This window comes from Ornithinibacillus massiliensis (assembly GCF_018310345.1).
Taxonomy (GTDB): Bacteria; Bacillota; Bacilli; order Bacillales; family Amphibacillaceae; genus Ornithinibacillus; species Ornithinibacillus massiliensis.
In genome coordinates, this window is record NZ_JAGXBY010000003.1 from 95,788 (window position 1) to 113,641 (window position 17,854).

Below are 17,854 nucleotides of genomic sequence, written 5' to 3' on the forward strand. Positions count from 1 at the left end.
AGTTTCCTTGTTCTTCTTAACTATATGTGGTAAATACATAATAGTAGGTCATTATCACTGCAGGTATTACTGCATACATAAAGGGAAATCGCGTGCTTTTTGTTGTTTTAAACTCTTCTAAACTCCTAAGGTCCTTTGAAATGATGGAACCTACAAAAGCAAATAATGCGCTTGTCATCTTCTGTAAGAACGTTTTAGTAAATAATAGAATGATGATTGCAATTATTCCTGCCACTATAATAGAGTACATCATCATGTACAAAACCATCTGAACTCCGACAATAGCACCAATCCCCGCAAAGAGCTTAACATCACCCGCGCCAAGCGCCTTAAATACGTAAAGTAGTAAAAATATCCCCCCGGCTACTAATAATCCCAGAAAGGAAAAGATTAATCCGTCTATTCCACCCATAACTAGATGATAAAGTATACCTATAAGCATAGCACCTGCTGATAACCAATTGGGGATTTTATGAAATCTCACATCAATTACAAACGCAATAATCAAATATAAAAACAATATATAATCGTTCAATTGGAGCATTCTCGTCCTCCGGTCTAGACCAATTTATTTTCCGTTCCATATTCTTTCATAAGCTGTTTTTTTTAATACAATATCCTTGTCAACAAATGGAATTGATAAATTAAACCTATATTCTACATTAATTGCTAAATAGTCATTACTTCCTCCTACTAGGCTGGGGATTTCAACACTGGTTACTTTCAAACTAGATTCATCAAAGAAATTCCAACCGCCAGTAGCTTCTTTAAACTTTTTCTGTATAGTAGGTTCGATAATTTGCCTTACCCCATCATTAAATAAATTTTCAATTGATCCTTGAACATCTATACCAAAAAAGTCCAACCCCTCACTAATCCACTGAATTGCTCCAGTTATATCAAGGTCTGTACTTTCCTCTAATCCTTTAAGCTTCTTGTCGATATAATTACTAGCACCTTGTTTCGTTACTGCTACAGGATATGCATAAGCGACAACTAGTTCAGCGGTTTCTGAAGCAGATTTATATAAGGCCATATCTGCAACTGAAAGTCTTATAAACATAGTTAAAAACAATATAAAAAATAAGAAAAACGGCAAGATCATAGCAGCTTCTAACGTAATACTACCATTATCTTTTCTAATGAGATGTTTTATCACAATCACCTCTCTTCTAAAGCTAAACTATTCTGCTTCTTCTGCAGTAAAATGCCAAGTCAGTTTATTTAAATAATCCCTATCATATCCGAAATATAGAATATAACTATCCGCACGCCTATCTGCGACTATGAGCATGTTTCCTGTTAATTCTTCTCCTGGTTCAATCGGCCCTAAATCAAAGAATGCATCCTCAAAAAGTTTTATTCTATCTCCAATACCGATTAAATCATTTCGATGGGTAACTTGATTATTTTGGATATGAGCTAAGTTATTACCATCAACTAGTACTGGGTACTCGAGTCCAGATTTAGAAATCCCAATTTCACCATGGTTTTTAACAGTGAAGTTTGCGACAACATAGACTCGCTCAGGATGCGAATTACTTGCAGCTGTTTCCCCATTGATTTCATCAACGATCCCCACAGAATTTAAGGTTATCTCTAATATGTTTTTGTTACCTAAATCCACTGTATATCCAGTTTCTCCGATTGATAATTCGTATTGGTCTTTAATTTCGATAGGCTCAGAATCTGGATTTTCTATTAATTCCTCTGGAACTGGAGCACTACCACTACCACAACTCGCTAATAAACATAAAATAAATATCAAGAGGGGGAAGATTAAAAATTTTCTTTCCATAAAATATTTAACACCCTTTATAACTGTTTTAGTAATATGAATCACTGTAAAGTCACTGTTTAAGTGACTTTACAGTTTAAATTCTATAAATGATTCTGTTTAATTTTCAATTTCGCTCGCTTTAATCAACCAAATAACTTGATTACTGCTTCCTGCCGCAACATTACCCGGGTCTTTTCTAAAATAATACTCATCAGCGTCATAAACAAATGTAACAAATTGACCTGACATTTCTTCTCCAGGAGCAATTACTCCTGACATTTTTTCTATACTATCAAAATGCTCCGAAGCATCTGAGAAACCACTACCATCTAGATAATCTGTTACTTCAAGTGAATGCAATAAATCTTCAACTTTCTGTTCTTCATCACTTGTGTTTTTAACAGTCAAATCTAACAGGATGAATCTATCTAATTCTGAGGATGCGCCATCAATATTATCTTCTAGCTTCGCTGATACTAACGTAACCTCATATGTTCCTAATGTAGTATCAAATGTTCCGGTATCACCAATTCCTAAATCTAGTTGATCATCAGACTCAACATCGAATCCTACATTCGAAGTTTCCTCATCATCTGTTGTTTCAGATTTCTCATCTATATCATCATCTTTTTGACCTTCACCCTCTAAATTAGATTCTTCTTGCTCATTATTTTTGTCTACATCTTGAGTATCATCATCCCCACAAGCGACTAAACAAATCATCATTACAAACGTCAACATGATAAGTGTTATCATTTTCTTCATATATTTCCACCTCTAAAATCGTAATTTTGTTAATAAGAAAAATTAACTTCTTTTTCTATAAAAAACTCATTGCCTTCAACTCTACCATTAATTACATTAGTAGACTCAAGCATATTGATAACTTGAGGGAGGAACCATAGTTTTACAGTAGCTGTAGCTTCTGCTGTTACATATGTTGGACTTTCTCTTAAATCCTTACCAGTTTCATTATCAAGTACAGCCATTAATCTCTGAAACTTTCCACCTTCAAGGTGTGCAAATAAAAATAACCTTAAATGATCTTTGTAATCCATGGTTGGTAAAGATTTTCCAGGAAATAATTCAATCGCTCTTCCTCTTGTAATATTTCCTAAGTCAGTTGAGGTTCTAGTGAATGCGTATCCCAAAGCATATGCCCAAATAAACGGACCAAAACCACGAGCCTCTGGTCGCATAAAACCTGCCGCTAAGTTAATAGCAAATCGTACAGCAAATATTTCTGATAGAGCGGCAAAATAATTCGCACCATAGGATTCTAGGCCGTATATAATATATTCCACCTGATTATTTTCATAAGCATAAGCTGCACTACCATTCACGGAAAAATCATGACTTTTAAACCTCATTAGAATATATTCGTTAATATAGACTTCATCCCGCGCTGTTAGAAGCAAATCACCTAAATTCTTAAATAATATATCGATGAAAGTTAGTGCTTCTTCGGCAGTGTCATTTCGGTCCTCCATGGAAAACTCTTTATTATTTGCTGCAATTGCTTCACCATATTCACTCGCTATTTGTCCAAGCTCTGCTAATAATTGCGTGTCAGACATAGCACCTTCTAAACTCTCAATTTGGTCTTGTATATCATCTAATTGGTTTTTAGTATCCTCCATGCCTTCGTCTGCTTTATCTTCTTCTTCCTCTATTGCATCTTTATTGTCGATATAGTCTTTACGGCCATCAGCTAAAATTTCCAGAGCTTTCTCTACCTTAGAAAGACCATCACCATGATATTCCTTGACATCCTCGACATGCCCCAATATATTTCTTTTCGCTCTGGTTTCAAAATCTGATTGTACATCTGGCCTAAATTCTCTAGATAGCTTATTTAGTAAGGCATTGTTTTCAATATTACTTCCATTCGTTATTTTTCTTAGAGCTTGTTCTACTGTTTCTTTTAAATTTGTAAACATTTCCTCTGGATATATATAATCCTCTAGACTTCCATCCGTATTATCACCTATTGTACTTTCTTCCAAATCTTCACTAATGCTTTTCGCGTTATCATAGTCACTACTCGATTCATGATTATTAATGGTTTCTCTCATTTCATTATTTGTACGCTCAGCACTTTCTATTAGATCTAAAGCATCTTGTAATTTACTTACAACTACAGTGGTTTCGTTAATTAAATCTTCTAATAAGCTTAGTGATTCTCGTTTAAATTGTGTTGTATCCCTTCTTAATTCCTCAACATCAACCTCGTCATCATTGCCCTCGTCATCACCATCTGTATTTCCGTTATCCCTTTCCGCTTCCTCAATTAACTCCATTTCCCTTTTATACCTATCATGATAATAAAAAATATCATATGTTACCGATACTTTTGGATAATTGGACCTTACGGATTCTGGTTGAACTCTACCACTCATATTATCTAAGATTTCTTTAGCTTCTTTAAGTAGTTTTTCAGCTTCATCTAATTCCTTTTCTCGATCTTTGGCATAGTCATTTAATTTCTTTGCAAGTTTGGCATAATCAGAAGCTTGCTCTACTTGCTCTGCCACTGATAAAAAATTCTTTATCACAGCTTCTCCTACTTCAACCGGGGCTTTGTATTTCATTTCTTCTAAAATTTGATACTTCAATATATCTTTGTTAGCTAAACTTCTTTCCAAATTTATATTTAATGATATCTCGCTATCGACTGGCTTTAAGCCTAGGAAATCAAAATGTTCTCCTTCGCCAGTGGAAAGATTCTTTTGAAATACTTCTCTAAATATCGTCTCGGCTTCCCCTTGATTTCCATCAAGCGCAAAAAGCCCTTTATCTTGAAGTGAGGTATTATAGGCAGACATAGTAGAACGTAGAGCAGCTTTAGCTGCTTCTTCAGTTTGCCTTTCTGCAATTAGAATTCGAGCATAATCAATTAAAACCGCATTAAATAATAACAGAAGCAATGCAATAATAATTAGATATACGGAAACTGCACCATTCTCATTAATAAAAAACTTATGCCATATTTTCTTTGTAATTCTTTTCAACATACCTCCCCCTTCCATTTTCAATACGTTCAATTTTCCTCATTTCTATTGAAAAATGGAATATACTTTGATGCGTAAGTAGTAAACTTCTGAAAGCCATAAACCATAAAATCAGTATTTCGAATGATTTCGGTTTGATCTACAACTGGATGTCTTGCTGTTGCTCCTACTTTATTTACGCCAAATATATCCGCTAATGAACTTGGAAGGGCAAGGTCCTTATCCAGCGATACTACAATCTCTTGTAAAAAGAGTCCATTATCAAAAGTTACATTTCCAGCATACTCTCCGACTCTCTGTTTCTTTTTTGTCACAACACCATTATCACTCAAACTTAAGCCAAACTTATTGAACCCATTATTAGAAGTTATTCTCCAATACAACCCATCACCATTTTGAGTAACATAATCAGATCTACCCAACTCACCAGTGACAATATCCATCGTACTACTTCCCCAGGTTTGGGCCATACGTGATGCAATCTGATTCGCTTTGTACTGGAGTGTCACTTTCTCATAGATTACGAGACTAAAGAAGACGAATAGCAGTACAATGATAAGAAGAATCGGAAATAACATTGTAGCTTCTAATGTAAAACTACCATCATTCTCTCTCCTGATTTTTTTTATGATTTTTCTCATTACGGAGCTTCTCCTATTGTCCTCCTGGATTAAAGTTATCAATATTTTGATTTCCAAAACCTAGTAATTTATTAATCCAATCCATAATAGTTTTTCTGAATAATAAGGCAATCGCTACAATTACTGCAATGATCAATAATATTTCAAGCGTTTGTAATCCCTCTTCATCCTTCCAAAACCTTGTCATAAATTCTTTGATTTTCCCCATTTTTTTTCCTCCTAAAATGATTCTTAATTTTATATGATAACCTGCTTACATTATAGTAATTGCAGGGTAACCAACAATAATCATTACTGCCACAAATATTAATATAAGTGGAAATACTAACTTAGATGATGCTTCTTCACCTTTAGTTTTAGAAATATTCTTTCTCTTTTCCCATAAATCACGTGATAATTCCCGCAATGCCAGTATAAGATCATTCCCACCCTTGCGGTAATTAAGTAAGATAGTTGTGGTAAAAATTGAAATTTCTTGAATTCCACACTTTTTACTTAAGTCATTTAGAACTTGGTGAAAAGGTTCATTACTAACCATTTTATTAACGGCATCGGTAAGTTCAACAATTAACGGTGAATTATGATCATTAGCAGTTGTCACACATCTAACCAATGCTTGCTGTACAGTTTCTCCTGCATTAATCAATAAGATTAGCTTATTTACCACTTCAGGTAATTCCAAAAGAATCTTATCTTTTCTCTCTTTTTCTTGACTTGCTAGTTTTTTTATCATCGCATATGGAAGAAGTATTGCAAAAAATATTCCCGTTACAAAAATTGCCATATCACCTTCAGCTAAAGCGGTAAATAACAAAGCTCCTATTATCGTAATTAGTACGATGGAGATAAGTTGAGCCAGATATATCCTAGTATGTTGTAATGCAGTTCTATTTCCATATAAACTAATCATTTTTTGCTGAATTTTTGCTATCTGACTATAAAACCTTTCCATTATTTTCAATTTATCTACAATAAATAAAGACACTGGAGCTAGAAACATCAAAGGATATTGCCCTTTAAATTGTTCCATTATAACTTCATAGCTCTTCCCCACTCGTATGAATATGACAAGTAAAAAAACAATTATTACTAGAGCAGGTATTAAAAAATAAATCATTACCTATTCACACCTTAATGTTCATTATTTTCTGGCTTAGCCAGTATGAAAAGACCAGTATAACTAAACAAACTGTCATAACAATTGGACCATTGGATGACCACTGATACATTGGTGAGAGATAGTCCCCTGCTGCATACTTAAGTAGTAATATCATCCCTAGAGGTGCGACACTTAAAATCCTAGACTCAAACTTTTTCTGTGCCATCATAACAGAAACCTCTTGTTGTATATCTATTTTTTCACTAATAATATCAGAAGTTCTTCTGATAACTTCTACCAGGTTTCCACCTGTACGCTTACATGTAATAAATACATTAGCAAAATTAATAATGTCGTCTATATCGGAGCGTACACTGAAATCACGAATAGCATTTTCTACTGTATCCCCATTTTCAATTCTTCGATTAATAATTTCAAATTCTCTGATGATATATGTATTTGGATCAGGATACAGTAAATACAAGTCCGTCACTACTTCTTTTAAACTATTCTCAATCGATCTACCAGCAGCTAATGAAGAAGACAGTGAACCTATAGCCTCTTTGAATTGAACTGTTAATTTCTCCTTGCGTTGTTCAAGTAATTTCTTCTTTTGAAATTTTGGGAATATCAGACCTAATCCCGATATGATAAAGGAAAAAATAATACTCTCATAAAATAAATATCCGATTAGAAAGAAGACCATTCCCGCAATTACGGCATAAAACAAGTATTCTTTAAACGTTAAACGATAAACAGAATAATCAACCAAGTGTGACTCAACATCTCTGTTTGTTTTTTCCTTCATCTTATCTATGAAGTGTTGCTTCTTTAAGATTTCCAATTCTGTTTCCGCTTTAAGTTTTTCGATTACAGCTGGTTCAACTGACATTTCCTTTTCTTTCTTTTTCCTATTAATAACTACGATAATATATGTAATGATGAGGCATATTAAAAATATTAAAATAACTATATCGGTCATATTCTCCCCCATCTATTCCATACCTCCTACTGTTATACCAGCCAATTGAGCTTTTGATTTATTAAGAATTTGATTTCCTGTTGATTTCAATTCTCCAATAATTTTGCCTGTTTCTGTCTCCCCTTCTTCTATAAATTCATATAATGGGTTTAAAACAACCTCCCCATCTTCAACATGTAATACTTCACTTATTTCAACTACTTTTCTAGTATTATCACGTAAGCGCATTAGGTGGATCATAATATCAACAGCAGAACTAATCTGATTCCGAATTACCCCTACAGGAAGCTCTGCTCCATTTAGTACCATCGTTTCTAGTCGACTCAGCATATCTTTCGTAGAGTTAGCATGGCCTGTTGATAGTGAACCGTCATGGCCTGTGTTCATCGCCTGTAACATATCCAGTGCTTCTGCACCACGAACCTCACCCACGATGATGCGATCTGGTCTCATACGTAATGAAGTACGAATTAATTCACGAATTGCAATTTCTCCTTTCCCTTCTGTGTTGGCATTTCTGGTTTCCAAACTAACTAAGTTCGGAACATTTTTAATTTGAAGTTCTGCTGAGTCCTCTATAGTAATTATCCTTTCATGTCTAGGAATAAAATTAGATAGGACATTTAAGAATGTTGTTTTACCAGAACCAGTTCCACCACTTATAAAAATGTTGTATTTAGATACAACAAGCTTTTGTAAAAACTTAGCTGCGTCCTTAGAAATAGATTGAAATGCAATTAAATCATTTATCGTTAGTGGATTAGCAGGGAATTTCCGAATAGTCATAACTGGTCCTTTTAACGCAATAGGTGGTAATACTACATTCACCCTAGAACCATCACTTAACCGCGCATCAACTATTGGGGAAGATTCGTTAACTACTCTATTCACTCGAGAAACTATTGCCTGAATAATATCCTCTAGCTTTTGTTCACTTTCAAACTGAATGTCGACCTGGGTAGTAGCACCATCTCGTTCAATAAAAATCTCTTGATGATTATTAACCATAATTTCAGTAATAGATTTGTCATCTATTAATGGTTGTAAGACATCATAACCCCTAAATGCATTAAATATCCGATCAACTAAATATTTTATCTCATTCGATTTCAATTTTTCTTCTTTAGCATAATCAAAGACAGCAGCTTCTATGTACTCTATCAGCTCATCGTTCGACATTGAATGCATCAAATCAAGTGTCTCACGTAATTGTTTAATTAAGGTCTTCACTACCTGATCAAAATCCACTATTTAATACTCCTCCTTCCTGATTTGTCAAAATAACCTTCCTTATGATTGACTGGATTTCTTGATTAAATAAGTCATTACCTAATAGCTCTGCCCTTGATTGAGGGTGAGTCCAGTTTGGTATAAATGGAAGATAACCATCTATTGGTAACTCTAGTTCATCAAAATCATTTAGTAGGTTTCCGTTAAATTTATTAATAATTAACGACATTTTATCTTTCATAACATTCTCTCTACCAAAAAACTTCTCTTCTTCCTCTAAAAATGATTTTGTTTTTAAAGGTCCCACGGAATCATTAGCCAAAATCCAAAATATCGTATCACTTTCTTTCATTGCCATTAAATTTCTCTCATGTATCGAACTATCTAAATCTAAAATTATGTAATCATAAGCATCTGTTTCTAATAAGCCATTTACTATTCTCTCAATTTCATTTCCTGACAACTCCAGCAATTCTTGAGCATTTATCTCAATATCAAAAAAATCCACCATTGCATGCGGATCATGCCTTCGTAATTTCTCAATTTTGGAAAGTAGTTGCCCCGATGCTGTTTTTGCGTAATAAAAGATTTGTAACGAGGGATTCTCATTATCATCTGATAAAAATAACTTTGTTGTATTAAAAGTTTCTAGATTTAAATAAAATACTTTTGCATCATTCAAAGCTAATTGTTTTGAAAAGTTTACTGCAGTAGTTGTTTTGCCAACTCCTCCATTCGGAGAATAAAAGGAAAAAATTTTCGTTTGATTATTTCTTTGTAATAACCTCCCTGCTTCCTCGTTTTTTTCATAGTACAATCCAAGAATGTTAGATACTAGCTGATCAAGCCTCTGGTAACGATATACAGAAGGCATTGATGTATTCTTAACCTTTAGTAGGTCATCTTCTAATAAAATGACAAACATATCTCGTTGGATCCTAGGAATACTTATTTCAGAACTTACTAATAATATATCAACCATTTCACCTTGTTTCAGATACGAACTTAGAGTTTCTTCTTTTGAAAAGTAAGTAACTAAAAATTGATTATTACCACCTTCATTACGGATAAACGATGCTAATGATTGTAGATAATCAACATTTGTGTCTGTAATAACAATCCGAATCTTCTTCAACGACTAACACCACCATTTAATTGATAATAAAGTCTTACAACTACTTGTATAAATTTTACTAAATTTTATTGTAAAAAAAATACAAAATTCTAAAAACGGTATTTATTACCCAGATTGCAAAATTCTGTATTTACGTTTTCCCTTTTTACCTATCATTTACTTTTCGTTTTACAAGCCCTCCAAAGTAGATCACTGAATAAGCTAAACTATTGAGTGTACTAAGGTTTAGCATCTATTAAAGGATGTCTAAAGATTACCTTACCTCTCTACTAACGAAGATAAATAATATTCTAATCCGCCAAGAGTAAGGATTATTTTACTAGAACTAAAGACATGATTTTCTTTTTTCGTTACTCTCTCTTAACAAATCCGTAATATAAATGAAACAAAATTGTACGCTCGTCCTTATAAATCAACATTAAATTTACAATTAATAAAGTAAAATTTTTTATAATTTTAGTTAAAAAGTTTCATATAAAATCTTGACATGTATGTTAGGATTTGAAGTATGAATAATTTGACTTTTTTGAGGTGAATTTTATTGAAGTGTAAATATTGTAAGCATAAGTTTCCAAATTCAAAATTAGAGTCTTGTCCAGAATGTGGACGGGAGATAGAAAATCAGCAGAAAAAGAGACTTTCTAAGAAGTTATACATAGCTATTCCATTAATTATATTGTTATTAGGGGTTCCTATAGCTTATTTTATATTAAATAATAACAAGCAAATGGACCTAGTTGATCCAATGGAAAAGGTACAGTCATTTAAAGAGACAGTCATTAATGAGGACTCTGAAGCACTTGTTGAATTATTAACTCCCTATGAAAACTCATTTGAAATTAATCGTGAAGACGCGATGGAATTAATTTCTTTCTTTCAGGAAAATCCAGAATACTATAACACTATACTGAATAGTCTAGAGGATAAAGCAACAGCATATTCTTCAGAAGAGGAACCCGTTTCTACAAAATCACATGCGACAATTACCTTATTGAAAAATGAGGAAGATAAAGATTATGATTTAGTCGTAATTCCTGCATTTATTGATATTTTGACTTCAGATGCCGAAATTGACCTATTAATAAATAACAAGGTAGTTGATACAATTGTAGACAAAGGTACTCACAGGGAAACATACGGTCCGTACATGCCGGGAATTTATGAAGTAAAGGCAAAGTTTGATAATAATTATGTATCAACTGAACAAACTAATCAGGTTACACTATTTAACTTGGATACAGATAGTACAAAGCTCGAATTTAATTTAGATATAGGTATGATTCAGATTGTTTCTACATTTGAAGATGAAGCAACATTATTTATTAATGAGAGAGAAACAGATTTTATAATAAATAAAGGTACTCAAAGTATCGGGCCCTTTCCATTAAATGAGAACATATCCATTCATTTAGAGAAAAAAATGCCTTGGGAAACGGTTGTAAGTGAACCTTTAATCATTGATAGCAGTGAATTAGAGTATAACTTCAGTAAAACACCAGCCATATCCAAAGAGGAAGAGGAAAAAATTATAAACGTAATTAATAACGTTTTTTTGACCTACACCGATTCTGTTAATGCACGTGATGCATCCGTTCTGGAAGATAATGTTTCTGATATAATGGTTGAAAAAGTAAATGAGACAATATCTCATGTGGAGTCACATATCCCAGACTACGAGGGAACATTATTAAGCACTCAATATAAAGTCAACTGGTACCAGGATCCACTATACGACAATGAGTTAGAAGCATACAAATTAAAGATGGATGTTATGCTACATTATTATGAGCCTAATGGACATTTAGGGAGAATATTTGAAGGGGAGAACCCACACGAATACTTGCGTGGTGCTACAGTTGAATTATTATTTGATGAGGATATTCAGCAATGGTTAGTTTATGACTATGAATTTTCCCATTTCTTCACCTATGAGGACGACATTATATATGAATTTAATTAAATGAAAAGAGAAAGCAATTCCATTTAAGGAATTGTTTTCTCTTATTTAGCCCATTGAAAAGCATAAAAATACCACTTTAACTACTTACTATTAACTTCCTCTTCTTCAACTAAAGGAATATGTTGATTACCATGAAAGACTTCTAATACAGTCTCATAAGCCGGATACTTAGTCTCAAAAATTGACTTAAGAAATGCTCGATTATCATAGGGAACTTCCTTAATGTGAACATTCACTTGACCATTTTCTCCTATTTCTATCGTTCCGTACGGTGCTAAGGGCTTATGACCGCACCCAAGTGGACCTGGATTTAAATACATCCGACTTTTCGAACTAAAATGATGGATCGTATGATGATGTCCAAAACATACAAGATCAACATCTGTAACTTCATAGATTTTCTCCAAGCTAGGACCTGTAGGATCCGTATCCAATGGTAAGAACTGATTATTACAATCTAAATGGTAGTGTAAAAACAATACCTTCTTACCAGCAATTTCTGTTGTTATTTGCTTCGGAATATTTGCTAAGCGTTCCATATACGCTTTATCGAGATTTTTGGCAATCCATTCGTGGTGCTTTTGGACAATTTCTTGACTATGTGAAGGTTTACCTAAAATGATATTAAGAACGGATTGCTCATGATTTCCCGTAACAAAAGAAATATTTTTCTCAGAAAATAATAGCTCCAACACCTGATTCGTCTCATGCCCAATTGCAATCATATCACCTAAGCAATAAATCCGGCCGATATCTTTGTCTCTTTTAATATCTTCTAATACCGCCTTTAGTGCTGCACTATTTCCGTGGATATCTGTTATAATAGCAAACTTCTCTCCCATTTTATCCCCTACTTTATCCTATCTAATGCTTTCCGGACTTCCTTCGATGCTCGTAATACTCCCAAAACCTTTAATGATCTAATAGACTTCCGAACTAATTCCTCATCCACGTCATCGGCAAAAGCTAACATGCCAATTACTTTTATATCAAGTACTTTTCCATTGGCAACTACTTCTTCTAAATCTTTACGTGAATAATAGAGGGCACCTAATACCTTATCGGTTGTCAACTTATTTACCTCTTCAGCATGTTCAGATAACTGATTTCGTATAGAGCTTTTAATGAAATCCGTCCTGTTAGAATAAAAGCCTTGTTCCACTAGTAAGTCAATCTTCCCAAGGTCCACTACATTTAAATTGACGGTCACTTTTTCAGTATCAGCCAATTTCACCACTCCTAGAATTTGTTTTTATAAGTATACCACGCACTCCCTTACCCATCTATACAGACGAGTAAAATAATTTGATTTTTATAAAAATTATTAACACACATCATTTCTTTCAACAACCGTAGCATGCGCCCTCGACGATTTTACATTCTATTATTAACCTCATCTTTTTCTATATTTTAATTCAAGTATGATGTATCTTCGCTTTTAATAAATTATCTAAAAAGCAAAAAGAGCAAAATCCTTTTTTAAAAAGATTTTGCTCTTTTTTAAATTACGCTTGATCTTCTATTGTAGGTCCCATTACACCAGGCACTTTCAATCCAGCTTGTCTCAAGAGTACAGTCATTTGACCACGGTGATGTGTTTGATGATCAATCATGGAACGCAATAATGCTCCTCTAGGAACTTGACTTCCAAAGCTCTCAACTGTTTCAAGTAATTGTTCATCCGTTAAAGCCGCTACACTTTCTTTAACATCTGCTGCTGACTTTTTATAGGCAGTTACGATTTCTGCTGCAGTTGTTGGGACATCATTTGGTCCCCCTACTGGCTCAACTTGTAATCCAATTTGTCCACCGAAAAACCCAAGAGCTGTTGCAAGATGCCAGCCTAACCAACCTAACGTATTATGGCCCTCCACAATTGCTTGATTTAACTTATCATCTGTTAGTGCTTCAAGAACGTTCACAGTTCCATTAACTGCTTGATCCCAATCAAGCAGAAAATCTTCTTTTGTTCGATACATCATTTCCACTCCTTTCAAATACATACACTATTATTTTAATGTTTTTTACGATTAATTACATGGGACATGCATATAAATATAACAGAGTTTCAAGAAAGGAGTTTCATTATGAAAACAAAGTTAGCTTTATTCGGCGCCCTAATGGTCATTATATTGTCTGCAATATTAGATTCTCCGCCAACTTCTAATGAACAAACCATCTATTATGAAATGCAAGAAGATGAATCAGTAGATGCAGATACACAGCCTACTGAACGTAGTGCCTCAAGTTCATTTGAATTTATGCTTGAAGATATGAATGAAAGGAATGGAAAAATAATAGAGACTTACCGTGAATACGAAGTTCATAAAGATACTGAAGGTAATATAATAAGTCGTATTCCAACTGATAACTACCAGTACTTACAATATGATAAAGATTAATAGACCGGGTGATTAGCCCGGTCCTTGTTTTTTTGGTTTGGCTACTTATTGTTTATATACAATAACATAAATATCAAAATCCTGGCTTACTTCTCCTTTACAACATTTTCATCAAGGATATCGAATTATATTACTTAAATATATATAACGATCTGATAAACCTTTTTTAAACTTAGTAGTCCAATAATTAAAGTACTCCTCTTTAGTATATGCAGACATATCTATGCTATCTGTTAAGTTATCTAAAGAATTTCTTAGTTGATGTTCAGCAATCTTACTAGTCATATTATATAGAGTCTTTGGATCTCGAAAATTAAAAAAGGGCTTTAACTCTACATTATTTTGGTTTTCATATACCACATCAAAATCATGTCTATACTTATAACTATCATATAATTGCTCATATTGAATCCATCCCGGAGCTGGCACCATATTTAGAATTTCCTCAATTTCACTATCCACAAAATAACTTCTGGCTAGTATTCTTTTAGCAATTGAAGTAACTCCCCCCCTTAAAGCTAACATTTCTTCTTGTAAGTGCAGATTCTTTTCTATTATCTTGAGTGAACGTTCATAGATTGCTAATAAGTCGGTCTTTAATACTCCTGAGTTTAAAATATTCCTTAAATAGTCTCTTATTTCCTCATATACACTGAAGTCTAACTCTGCTCTTCCTTTTGTATTGTTCTCTAATCTATCAAAAGCTATAGAAAAATAAACTAGTGGCTTTAAAGCCTTTAATGCATCTTCCTTTCGCATAGTATCAGGTGTTATTATGGCTATATTCTTTACATCTTTTGAGAGCTTCCCAAGATAATTTGCTAAAAAATACCTATTATTATTAATTAAATACGGGAACCCTTCTATTGTCACGTCCTCATTCCATTTTTTATGCTTCTTACCTAACTTAAGAATTTGATTTCCATCAATTTGGTTCATTTGAATCATCCTAATATTGTTTTATGAAATCTCAAAAATCCTCTCGTATGGTTACTAATCACCTACGTTATCTTGATAAAATTCATCAATTTGTATCTGGATTTCTCTATAATTTTCCTCTAACTCATCCATTAACTCTTCAAACGATGTACGTTCAATGTCATTAAATAAACTATATAGATCACTATTTTTCCTTCGAAAATATCTACTTGCCTCACTCGTTATATAATTATCCTGTCGCAATATAGTTGACACACCATTTAAATTATGGCTTTCATCCGCACTTTTTTGAATCCAATTACTTGAAAATTTCAAAAGGTCAATCGTTTGATCCCTTTTTTGTTCCATAACATCTTTCTTTGCTCCAGTCTTCCATTCTTTCCACATCTCAACCATTCTCTTTGCCTGTTCAAAGACCTCATTTAATTGTTCCTCATCCCCTGCATTCGTATAAATTCCTCCACCAGCTTCTGCTATTTCGCGTAAATGACTTTGGCCCTCGATATCTACATTAAAACCGATTACATTAACAATAGATTGAATATCAGATTCAGCAAGTTCTTTTGCAGCACCAGCTGGGTCTCCTCCACATGTTTCGGCACCATCACTGACGATGTATACGAGATTGGTATTCGTATCTCCTGGAAGGTTAGCGAAATCCTCTTTTGCCTGTTCTAAGCTTAAACCAATAGGCGTCCATCCAGTTGGGATAAAAGGATCTATTACACTATTAAATTCGGAAGCATTGATTGGTTGGATTTCATAAACTAACTCACTAACTTCACAAGACTGTTCTGGGGTTTTACCAGTTCGTGCGCCTTCATGACCATAGACTCGAAGACCAACATTTGCTTCATTTGGTAGACTAGAGGTAAATTCGCGAATCGAATCCTTCGCAATATCCATCATCGATTTTCCATTGATTTCATTTGCCATACTTCCACTAACATCAAGAATTACTAGTACATTTAACTGCTCTTTGAAGGTAAACTGTTCATCCTCTAATCCTGGATGACCAAAGTTATCAAACTTCATTTTTGTAATGAGTTGTCTCGGATCTTGATAATCCTCTGCAAAAAGATAGCGATAGGCTCGCCACCATTTGTCTAAGTATTCTTCACTGACATCTTCTTTAATAGGCGGGAGGACTTCTTTAACATAATCTGCCATTTGCTCAGCACTTAGTAATGGTTCTTTTCCGGTATGCAATCCATTCCCTGCAAGAGGACCTGTTGGATAGTTAATAATTTCGTCTAGATTCGTTGGTTCATTGGGTGCTATTTCAAGTAAATCTTCGGGGTTATTTGTTGGTTCTTCTGATAGGTCAACATCATCTCTTTCATTTTTATCTTCTGGTACATTTTCTTGTTCATCAACCACTTCTTCACTCACATCATTTTTCACTTCATCCCTATTCTCTGTATCGTTCGAATCATGAGAACAAGCTTGAATAGAAACCAAAGAGAAAAATAGAACCAAAACGAAAATTACTTTACGGTGATTTATGTATAACAACCTATTAACTCCCTCCTAGAATATGAAAAGTTATCGAATCATCCAGTTTTTATTGGCAAGACTCTATGCGTTTAAAATCTTATATTATAAATAGTACTAAATTTCATACCATAAAAAATCAAAATTTCAAAAAATAGTAACTATTACCCATTTAGACTCTTTTATTTCTTCGTTTTAATGGAGAACATCAAGAAAAAATATGCTGGTAGGGTACAATATTACTACCCCACCAGCATAGCTTCCATACTTTATATACTCCAGAACACTGCAATCGCTCCTTCTCCTGCATGAACAGCTAGAGATGAACTTACTTCACCAATAACAACTTCTATATCTGGAAATTGTAAAAGGATTTCTTTGCGTATTGCTTCAGCTTTTTCAAGAGCATTGGCATTTGCAATACCGATTTTTGTCACAGCATGCTCCTTACAAGATGCCCTTATTAAATCTATCATTCTACGCGTAGCTTTTTTCTCAGAACGAATTCGTTCCACCACCCCTAGTTCTCCCTTGTCCCCTATAGCCAAAATTGGTTTAATCTTAAGGAGATTTCCTAGCACAAATTGCGCACTTGATAATCTCCCTCCTTTAAATAGCTGTTCTAATGTATCTAATAGAATTAGATTCTTATGCTGATTTGCCATCTGATCCAACTGTAGAACAATCCCTTCTACATCGATACCTTGTTCGACTAGCTCTATTCCTTTTTCTATTAGGAAGGTTATGGCAAAAGAGAGTGATCCCGAGTCAATGATTTTAACTTGTAATCCTACTTGCTCCATTCCCGCCTTCGAGCTCGAAATAGTTCCACTTAATTTTGACGATACATGAATAGCGATAACATGTTCATATTCTTCTTTTAAATGCTTATATAACTGCTTAAATTTCTCCACATTGGGCTGGGAAGTTTTAGGGACTTCCTTTTCTGTCCGAATCATTTCATATAACTGTGCACTAGATAGGTCAATACCATCCTCGTACTCCTTCCCATTTGAAATGATAACAATTGGGACAACATACACATCTGGATGTGCTATTAGCTCCTCTGTCAAAAAAGCCGTACTATCCGTTACAAAAGCAATTTTACGTTTACTCATGACTCTCCCTCTCCATTTCACCTATACTTATTAAAATAATAATACAGCTAAGTGTAAATTATA

The 17,854-nt window shown here is 33.9% G+C and carries 19 protein-coding genes; 2 read left to right on the forward strand and 17 right to left on the reverse strand.

Annotation, left to right across the window (positions count from 1 at the left end):
• Positions 1-16 precede the first annotated feature (16 nt).
• From KGF86_RS09035 to KGF86_RS09085, 11 genes are all read right to left on the reverse strand, one after another.
• Entirely contained in the window at positions 17-544 is a 528-nt protein-coding gene (locus KGF86_RS09035; RefSeq protein WP_186870049.1) for an A24 family peptidase, read from the reverse strand.
• A 24-nt stretch (positions 545-568) separates the two neighbouring features.
• Positions 569-1,159: a hypothetical protein gene (locus KGF86_RS09040; protein WP_186870048.1), complete on the reverse strand. Its 591-nt coding sequence runs from the start codon at positions 1,157-1,159 to the stop codon at positions 569-571.
• A gap of 24 nt (positions 1,160-1,183) precedes the next feature.
• Positions 1,184-1,798 (reverse strand): DUF4352 domain-containing protein, encoded by a 615-nt coding sequence (locus tag KGF86_RS09045; protein WP_186870047.1) that lies wholly within the window; start codon positions 1,796-1,798, stop codon positions 1,184-1,186.
• A gap of 99 nt (positions 1,799-1,897) precedes the next feature.
• A complete protein-coding gene (locus KGF86_RS09050) occupies positions 1,898-2,545 on the reverse strand; it encodes a DUF4352 domain-containing protein (RefSeq protein ID WP_186870046.1) in 648 nt (215 codons plus the stop codon).
• Between the two features lie 29 nt (positions 2,546-2,574).
• Positions 2,575-4,791: a DUF5702 domain-containing protein gene (locus tag KGF86_RS09055; RefSeq protein ID WP_211741635.1), complete on the reverse strand. Its 2,217-nt coding sequence runs from the start codon at positions 4,789-4,791 to the stop codon at positions 2,575-2,577.
• A gap of 29 nt (positions 4,792-4,820) precedes the next feature.
• Positions 4,821-5,432 carry a TadE/TadG family type IV pilus assembly protein gene (locus tag KGF86_RS09060; RefSeq protein WP_186870044.1) on the reverse strand — a complete coding sequence of 204 codons (612 nt, stop codon included), beginning with the start codon at positions 5,430-5,432 and terminating at the stop codon, positions 4,821-4,823.
• A gap of 13 nt (positions 5,433-5,445) precedes the next feature.
• Entirely contained in the window at positions 5,446-5,640 is a 195-nt protein-coding gene (locus KGF86_RS09065; RefSeq protein WP_186870043.1) for a Flp1 family type IVb pilin, read from the reverse strand.
• Positions 5,641-5,685: 45 nt separating this feature from the next.
• On the reverse strand, positions 5,686-6,462 hold the full coding sequence (locus KGF86_RS09070) for a type II secretion system F family protein (RefSeq protein ID WP_186870042.1): 777 nt from the start codon (positions 6,460-6,462) through the stop codon (positions 5,686-5,688).
• A gap of 94 nt (positions 6,463-6,556) precedes the next feature.
• Positions 6,557-7,525 (reverse strand): type II secretion system F family protein, encoded by a 969-nt coding sequence (locus KGF86_RS09075; RefSeq protein ID WP_246521442.1) that lies wholly within the window; start codon positions 7,523-7,525, stop codon positions 6,557-6,559.
• Positions 7,526-8,701 carry a TadA family conjugal transfer-associated ATPase gene (locus KGF86_RS09080; protein WP_211742013.1) on the reverse strand — a complete coding sequence of 392 codons (1,176 nt, stop codon included), beginning with the start codon at positions 8,699-8,701 and terminating at the stop codon, positions 7,526-7,528.
• Positions 8,702-8,750: 49 nt separating this feature from the next.
• Positions 8,751-9,878 (reverse strand): AAA family ATPase, encoded by a 1,128-nt coding sequence (locus KGF86_RS09085; protein WP_211741636.1) that lies wholly within the window; start codon positions 9,876-9,878, stop codon positions 8,751-8,753.
• Between the two features lie 541 nt (positions 9,879-10,419).
• Between KGF86_RS09085 and KGF86_RS09090 the strand changes: the two genes are divergently transcribed.
• Entirely contained in the window at positions 10,420-11,838 is a 1,419-nt protein-coding gene (locus tag KGF86_RS09090; protein WP_211741637.1) for a TcaA 3rd/4th domain-containing protein, read from the forward strand.
• 80 nt (positions 11,839-11,918) lie between these two features.
• On the opposite strand, the gene KGF86_RS09095 is transcribed toward KGF86_RS09090, so the two are convergent.
• The 3 genes from KGF86_RS09095 to KGF86_RS09105 form a co-directional block, all read right to left on the reverse strand.
• Positions 11,919-12,680: a metallophosphoesterase family protein gene (locus KGF86_RS09095; protein WP_211741638.1), complete on the reverse strand. Its 762-nt coding sequence runs from the start codon at positions 12,678-12,680 to the stop codon at positions 11,919-11,921.
• Positions 12,681-12,688: 8 nt separating this feature from the next.
• Positions 12,689-13,066 carry a CopG family transcriptional regulator gene (locus KGF86_RS09100; RefSeq protein WP_211741639.1) on the reverse strand — a complete coding sequence of 126 codons (378 nt, stop codon included), beginning with the start codon at positions 13,064-13,066 and terminating at the stop codon, positions 12,689-12,691.
• Between the two features lie 277 nt (positions 13,067-13,343).
• Complete coding sequence (locus tag KGF86_RS09105; protein WP_211741640.1) at positions 13,344-13,817, reverse strand: DinB family protein; 474 nt, start codon at positions 13,815-13,817, stop codon at positions 13,344-13,346.
• Positions 13,818-13,925: 108 nt separating this feature from the next.
• Here KGF86_RS09105 and KGF86_RS09110 point away from each other — a divergent pair, with 108 nt between their 5' ends.
• Complete coding sequence (locus tag KGF86_RS09110; protein WP_186870036.1) at positions 13,926-14,240, forward strand: hypothetical protein; 315 nt, start codon at positions 13,926-13,928, stop codon at positions 14,238-14,240.
• Positions 14,241-14,351: 111 nt separating this feature from the next.
• Here KGF86_RS09110 and KGF86_RS09115 read toward each other — a convergent pair whose 3' ends face one another.
• The 3 genes from KGF86_RS09115 to KGF86_RS09125 all read right to left on the reverse strand — a co-directional run bounded on the left by KGF86_RS09115 (position 14,352) and on the right by KGF86_RS09125 (position 17,791).
• Positions 14,352-15,179, reverse strand: a complete 828-nt coding sequence (locus tag KGF86_RS09115) for a hypothetical protein (protein WP_211741641.1) — start codon at positions 15,177-15,179, stop codon at positions 14,352-14,354.
• Positions 15,180-15,233: 54 nt separating this feature from the next.
• Positions 15,234-16,694, reverse strand: coding sequence for a vWA domain-containing protein (locus KGF86_RS09120; RefSeq protein ID WP_211741642.1), 1,461 nt, complete (start codon positions 16,692-16,694; stop codon positions 15,234-15,236).
• A 248-nt stretch (positions 16,695-16,942) separates the two neighbouring features.
• Positions 16,943-17,791, reverse strand: coding sequence for a DegV family protein (locus tag KGF86_RS09125; protein WP_211741643.1), 849 nt, complete (start codon positions 17,789-17,791; stop codon positions 16,943-16,945).
• Positions 17,792-17,854 lie beyond the last annotated feature (63 nt).

Coding starts and splice junctions, on each gene's coding strand:
- KGF86_RS09035 (WP_186870049.1), bottom strand. CDS start 544: ATGCTCCAATTGAACGATTATATATTGTTTTTATATTTGATTATTGCG.
- KGF86_RS09045 (WP_186870047.1), bottom strand. CDS start 1,798: ATGGAAAGAAAATTTTTAATCTTCCCCCTCTTGATATTTATTTTATGT.
- KGF86_RS09050 (WP_186870046.1), bottom strand. CDS start 2,545: ATGAAGAAAATGATAACACTTATCATGTTGACGTTTGTAATGATGATT.
- KGF86_RS09060 (WP_186870044.1), bottom strand. CDS start 5,432: ATGAGAAAAATCATAAAAAAAATCAGGAGAGAGAATGATGGTAGTTTT.
- KGF86_RS09065 (WP_186870043.1), bottom strand. CDS start 5,640: ATGGGGAAAATCAAAGAATTTATGACAAGGTTTTGGAAGGATGAAGAG.
- KGF86_RS09070 (WP_186870042.1), bottom strand. CDS start 6,462: ATGGAACAATTTAAAGGGCAATATCCTTTGATGTTTCTAGCTCCAGTG.
- KGF86_RS09075 (WP_246521442.1), bottom strand. CDS start 7,525: ATGGGGGAGAATATGACCGATATAGTTATTTTAATATTTTTAATATGC.
- KGF86_RS09080 (WP_211742013.1), bottom strand. CDS start 8,701: ATGCATTCAATGTCGAACGATGAGCTGATAGAGTACATAGAAGCTGCT.
- KGF86_RS09095 (WP_211741638.1), bottom strand. CDS start 12,680: ATGGGAGAGAAGTTTGCTATTATAACAGATATCCACGGAAATAGTGCA.
- KGF86_RS09105 (WP_211741640.1), bottom strand. CDS start 13,817: ATGTATCGAACAAAAGAAGATTTTCTGCTTGATTGGGATCAAGCAGTT.
- KGF86_RS09110 (WP_186870036.1), top strand. CDS start 13,926: ATGAAAACAAAGTTAGCTTTATTCGGCGCCCTAATGGTCATTATATTG.
- KGF86_RS09115 (WP_211741641.1), bottom strand. CDS start 15,179: ATGAACCAAATTGATGGAAATCAAATTCTTAAGTTAGGTAAGAAGCAT.
- KGF86_RS09125 (WP_211741643.1), bottom strand. CDS start 17,791: ATGAGTAAACGTAAAATTGCTTTTGTAACGGATAGTACGGCTTTTTTG.